This is a genomic window from Streptomyces nanshensis (assembly GCF_001751255.1).
Lineage (GTDB): Bacteria > Actinomycetota > Actinomycetes > Streptomycetales > Streptomycetaceae > Streptomyces > Streptomyces nanshensis_A.
The window spans coordinates 1-2,478 of the sequence record NZ_LJGW01000602.1; the positions used below are offsets into that span (position 1 = coordinate 1).

Here is a 2,478-nt window from a genome sequence, read left to right on the forward strand (position 1 = left end):
ACCGCCGCCGCCCTGCTTCCGGCCGCCGCCCTGCCGCGGACGCGACGAACGCTCGCCGCCACCCTGCCGCTTGCGGCCCTCGCCTCCGCCGGACGCCCGGTCGCCGCCGGGCTCCGTCCCGGTGACGTCGTCGTCCAGCCGCATCGTCAGCGAGATCCGCTTCCGTCCGGCGTCGACCTCCCGCACCTTCACCTTCACGATGTCGCCCGGCTTGGCGACGTCCCGCGGGTCCTTCACGAACGTCTTCGACATCGCGGAGACATGGACCAGCCCGTCCTGGTGGACGCCCACGTCCACGAACGCGCCGAAGGCGGCGACGTTGGTGACGACGCCTTCGAGGATCATCCCCGGTTCGAGGTCGGTGAGCTTCTCCACGCCCTCCTTGAACTCGGCCGTCTTGAAGGCGGGTCGCGGGTCGCGGCCGGGCTTCTCCAGCTCCCGCAGGATGTCCGTGACGGTCGGCAGGCCCACGCCGTCGTCCACGAAGTCCTTCGGGTCGAGCGCGCGCAGCACCGCCGTGTTGCCGATGAGGGACGGCACCTCCGTCCCCGCGGAGCGCACCATCGTACGGACGACCGGGTACGACTCGGGGTGGACGCTGGAGGCGTCGAGCGGGTCCTCACCGTCGCGGATGCGCAGGAAGCCCGCGCACTGCTCGTACGCCTTCGGGCCCAGCCGCGCCACGTCCTTCAGTTCGCGGCGGCTCTTGAAGGGGCCGTTGCCGTCGCGGTGCGTGACGATGTTCTCCGCGAGGACCGAGCCGATGCCCGAGACGCGGGAGAGCAGCGGTGCGGAGGCCGTGTTGACGTCGACGCCGACGCCGTTCACGCAGTCCTCCACGACGGCGTCCAGCGAGCGCGACAGCTTCACCTCGGACAGGTCGTGCTGGTACTGCCCGACGCCGATCGACTTCGGGTCGATCTTGACCAGTTCGGCCAGCGGGTCCTGAAGACGCCGTGCGATGGAGACCGCGCCGCGCAGTGAGACGTCCAGTTCGGGCAACTCCTGCGAGGCGAAGGCCGACGCCGAGTAGACCGAGGCGCCCGCCTCGGAGACGGTGACCTTGGTCAGCTTCAAGTCGGCTTCCCTGGCGATGAGTTCGCCCGCCAGCTTGTCCGTCTCGCGGGAGGCCGTGCCGTTGCCGATCGCGATCAGCTCCACGGAGTGCTCGCGCGCGAGCGCCGCCAGCTTCGTCAGCGACTCCTCCCACTGCTTCTGCGGGGCGTGCGGATAGACGGTGTCCGTCGCGGCCACCTTGCCCGTCGCGTCGACCACGGCGACCTTCACACCCGTGCGCAGACCGGGGTCGAGGCCGAGCGTGGCACGTGTGCCGGCGGGCGCGGCCAGCAGCAGATCCCGCAGGTTGGACGCGAAGACGCCGACCGCCTCGTCCTCGGCCTCCGTCCGCAGCCGCTGCCGCAGATCCAGCCCGAGCCGTACGAGGATGCGCGTACGCCATGCCCAGCGCACCGTCTCCGCCAGCCACGGGTCGGCGGGCCGGCCCTCGTCGCGGACGCCGAAGCGGTGCGCGATGCTCTCCTCGTACGCGGTGCGCGTGCCCGGCGCGGGCGCCTCCTCCGGGCTGCGGGGCTCCTCCGGCTCCAGCGCCAGGTCGAGGATCTCCTCCTTCTCGCCGCGGAACATCGCCAGCACCCGGTGCGAGGGAAGCTGTGTGAAGGGCTCGGCGTAGCCGAAGTAGTCCTTGTACTTCGCGCCCTGCTCCTCCTTGCCCTCGCGCACCGTGGAGGCCAAGTGGCCGCGCAGCCACATGCGTTCGCGCAGCTCGCCGATGAGGTCGGCGTCCTCGCCGAAGCGCTCGGCGAGGATCGCGCGGGCCCCGTCCAGCGCCGCCGCGGTGTCCGCGACGCCCTTCTCCTGGTCGACGAACGCGGCGGCTGCCGCCTCCGGTTGGACACTCGGGTCGCCCAGCAGCCCGTCCGCGAGCGGCTCCAGGCCGGCTTCGCGCGCGATCTGCGCCTTGGTGCGCCGCTTGGGCTTGAAGGGCAGATAGATGTCCTCCAGACGGGCCTTCGTCTCGGCCGTCCGGATCTGCTCCTCCAGCTTCTCGTCGAGCTTGCCCTGCGACCGTACGGATTCGAGGACAGCCTCGCGCCGCTCCTCCAACTCCCGCAGATAGCGCAGCCGTTCCTCCAGCGAGCGCAGTTGCGCGTCGTCGAGCGCCTCGGTCGCCTCCTTGCGGTAGCGCGCGATGAACGGCACGGTCGAACCGCCGTCGAGCAGCTCGACGGCGGCCTTGACCTGGCGCTCCCGTACGCCGAGCTCCTCGGCGATCCTGCCTTCGATGGTCGTCGTCACGATGGTTGGTCCGCCTTCTTGGTGCTGGGTGGTCCCCGGTGAGCCTGCATTGTGGCAGGTGGCACCGTCGGACGGAGGTACGGACCGGGCCGGGGCACGGCGCGGGCTGTCAAGCGGCGGTGTCAAGGGACGGGCCCGTGTGCGGATGGTTCCGCACACGGG

Annotated in this window: 1 protein-coding gene; it reads right to left on the reverse strand. The window is 71.3% G+C overall.

Going from position 1 to position 2,478, the window contains the following annotated elements:
* Nucleotides 1-2,316, reverse strand: a 2,316-nt coding sequence (locus AN218_RS30105; RefSeq protein ID WP_070020212.1) for a Tex family protein, incomplete at its 3' end; no start/stop codon positions are given.
* Nucleotides 2,317-2,478: the final 162 nt, after the last annotated feature.